We start from the raw sequence: 3664 nt of genomic DNA on the forward strand, positions 1-3664 counted from the left end.
CTTACCTCAAGGACAAGGTCGATCGCGGTTTCGTCGACCTGATCTATGTGCTCGGCGCCGACCATGGCGGCTACGTCAAGCGGCTGGAGGCCTTGGCGCGGGCGATTGCCGGCGACGAGGTGAAGCTCACTGTCCTGCTGTGCAATCTGGTCAAGCTGTTTCGCGAGGGCGAACCGGTGCGCATGTCGAAGCGGTCGGGCGATTTCGTGACGCTGCGCGAAGTGGTGGAGGAGGTCGGCCGCGACGCGATCCGCTTCATGATGCTCTACCGCAAGAACGATGCGCCCCTGGATTTCGATTTCGCCAAGGTGACCGAGCAGTCCAAGGACAATCCGGTGTTCTATGTCCAGTACGCCTCGGCGCGCTGTCATTCGGTGTTCCGGCAGGCGAGCGAGCAACTGGGCGAAGCCAATTTCGACCGCAACAGCCTGGCGTCGGCCGCGGCATTGCTGACCGATGAGGGCGAGATCGGCCTGATCCGCAAGCTTGCCGAATACCCGCGGCTGATCGAGTCCGCCGCCCTTGCGCTCGAGCCGCATCGGCTGGCATTTTACCTCTATGATCTGGCCTCCAGCTTCCACGGACACTGGAACCGTGGCACGGATAATCCGGACTTACGTTTTGTTAAGGTTAACGACCGACAATTGACGCATGCCAGACTAGGGCTGGTGCAGGCTGTTTCGGACGTTTTGACGTCCGGCCTGACGTTGATCGGAGCCGCCGCGCCCACCGAAATGCGTTAGGTTTGACTAAATAACCTGTCACCTTTTGCCCACATTGCGCTGGTAAGGGCCAACCCTACGCGACGTCCATGGCGTCCGAATGAGTGCGAGTTCGGGAACAATAATGGCAGACAGAACCCAGCTGAGAGTAGCCGACAACAACGACATCGCTGACGATGATCCGTTCGCGGAACTGACCAGGATCATGGGATTCGACCCGCGCCAGCCGGTCAGGCCGCAATCGCCCGCCCAGCCGCAGGCCCCAGCCGCCGATCACGGGCTCGAAGAGGGCGATTTCGATATCGATCTCGAGAAAGAAATGATGGGCGAGTTCGGCGCTGACGACAGCGACGCCGCTCCGGTTGTTCAGGCTCATGAGCCGACCTTCGTGCATGAGCCGGCATTCGAAGCGGCTGACGCCAGCGCGATGGACGATGAGCTTTCGGTGTCGCTCGACAACGATTTCCAACTGGACATTGCTGAGATAGACGATCACGTCGCCGGCGCTAGCCATGCGGTCGCAGCTGAAGCGGCGCCGTCCGTCGAGCCGGCTTTCGCGTCTGATTTTGACGATGCCGTCGCCGGTTCGCTTGAGGACGTCTCTCCCTTCGAGGACGATCATTCGATGGCGGACGAGCTGGCCATTTCGCTCGACCAGGATCTCCGGATCGATGAGGAAGCCGAAGAGGCCCAGTACGCTGAAGAGGCCCAGTACGCCGTTGCCGACACGCCCGCTTCTATCGAGCCAGTTGCCTCCGATGACGAATTCGACGATGCGGTGGCAGCCTCGCTTGAAGACGAGCTGGTGCTCGACGACCATTCGGCGGCCGAACAGTCATTCATGGCCGCCGAGCCCGTCAAGTATCCCATGCCGGAGCAGGCGGCGCGTGACGGCCATGCAATCTCCGATGAGAGCTTTGCCGGCCATTTCGACGACGCGATGGCTGATGTCGACATGGATTTCGACGTTCGCGCGGATGAGCCGAATGCCTTCGACGAGCCGCACGCGCATGATGCGCTTGTCGATATCACTGACGCCAACGGCGATATTCCCATCCCTGAAGGCATGTCGGACGATGCTTTCGACCTAAGTTTGGACGACGCGTTTGCCGAAACGGCCGAAGAGCCGGTCGCCGAGGTTGCTGCCGCAACGGTCCAGCCGGCGGCGCCAGAGGCTCATGTTGCGCCGGCGGCGCATGCCCCGGCCGCGGACGAACGGAGCCTGGAAGACGAGTTGAATGCGCTGCTGGGTGCCATGACGGCGCGCACGGCGCCGGTGGCCAGTGAGCCCGTCACGGCTCAGCCGGCTGTCGCCGCCCTGCCGCCTGTTGCCGAGCCCGCCGAGGTACCGGCCGATCTTGTCGGCGACCTCGACTGGGATCTTGACGAACCCGCGCCTGAGCAGGACCGGCATGTTGGCACGGCCCAAGCGGCCGATGCGGATATTTACGACCTTATGCTTGATGAACTCCAGGATACGACTTGGCACACGGCTGGCGATGTCGATTTCGACGATGATGCGTTCGACGCGGCTTTGCCCAAGGATCTTGATCCGCGTGACGAAGCCGCTGACCGGGACAATTCGGCGGATTCTCTCGATTGGCTTGCGGAGCGTTCCCAACCGGCAGAGCCGACGCGTTCGTGGAGCCGCGTGACGCCCGTTCCGCAGCAGCCGTCATTCAGTGCTCAGCCTGCGTTTGCTCAGCCGGCCGCTTCGGTGGCATCCGTGGCCGCCGCGCCGGCAGTCGCCGACATGACGTCCTACCGTTCGTCCGAGCCGGTCGAGGCCGTGGCTCCCGCTGCCCCGGTGTCGGCGCCCCAATCGCGCCAGCCTGCGCATTACGAAGACATGCCCGACGTCGAAACGGTCGATGTACCCGAGCGTGTCGTCGCGCTAGCCGACGATCTCGATATTCCCGAACTGCACTTCGAGGAAGACCAGCCGGCGTCGCCTGGCTACGACGATCTCGATGCGGAGTTCTCCAGCCTTCTCTCCGAGATGAACGCGGTGGAGGTCGCTCCTGTTCCCACGAGCAATGTGGCCAGCGCGTCTTACGATGATGACTCCTATGCCGCGGGCTTCAAGCCGGGCTATGACAGCCTCAAGCCGGCATATGACGGGGTCAAGCCGGGCTATGACGGGGTCAAGCCGGGCTATGAGCCGGAAGCGCGGACCTATGCCGCGCGGCCGATGGACATGTCCGCCCGCGCGGCGGCGCCCACGGGTTATGCCGACGCCTCCGGCTTCGACCTCGACGGCCTGCCAGGGAGCCAGCCGGTTTCGCAAGCCGATGATTTTACTGTCGATGAACTCGACTACGATCCCGAACTCGACGAGGCTATGGCTGTTCCGGGTCTCGGCGAGCGTGAGGCCGGGAGGCCGACGCGCGGACGCGGACTGTTCATCGCCGCGATTGTCGGCGCGGTCGCGGTCGCAGGCGGTCTCGGGGCCTTTGCGCTGTCCTTTGGCGGCAAGGGCGGCAGCGAAGCGCCTGTCATTGTCAAGGCCGACAACGCGCCGATCAAGGTCAAGCCGGAGAATCCTGGCGGCGCCGTGGTGCCCAACCAAGACAACAAGGTCTACGACGCGGTCAGGGGCGCAAAGCCGGCCGAGCCGGTCCAGGAAAAGCTGGTCACCAACGTCGAAGAGCCGGTGGACGTGCAGGCGAAGGACCCGGCCCGCGCCATCGATCTTTCGCCGGACCAGAATGCAGCCGCCGCTGGAACCGATGTCGGCAATGCCGCGCCGATGGCCGGCGCCGCTTCGGCCGACAACGCTTCTGCCGACAATACGGCGCCCGCGCCCAAGTCCGACGACCGCATTGCGCAGGTGCTGCAGGATGCCGACAAGGGCACCAATGCCGATGTCGTCGCCGTTGCGCCGCGCAAGGTGAGGACCATGGTGGTCAAGTCGGACGGTTCGCTGGTGCCGCGTGAAGATC

Annotated in this window: 2 protein-coding genes; both read left to right on the plus strand. The window is 63.7% G+C overall.

Features of this window, described 5'->3' with window-relative positions; all coding sequences use genetic code 11:
• Positions 1 to 743 (plus strand): DALR anticodon-binding domain-containing protein (locus EOB59_RS33970; protein WP_245486879.1); only part of this gene is annotated, 743 nt, incomplete at its 5' end.
• A gap of 103 nt (positions 744 to 846) precedes the next feature.
• The coding region (locus EOB59_RS33975; protein ID WP_128290251.1) for an SPOR domain-containing protein at positions 847 to 3664 on the plus strand (2818 nt) is incomplete at its 3' end.

Source organism: Mesorhizobium sp. M7A.F.Ca.MR.176.00.0.0 (assembly GCF_004023165.1).
GTDB lineage: Bacteria > Pseudomonadota > Alphaproteobacteria > Rhizobiales > Rhizobiaceae > Mesorhizobium.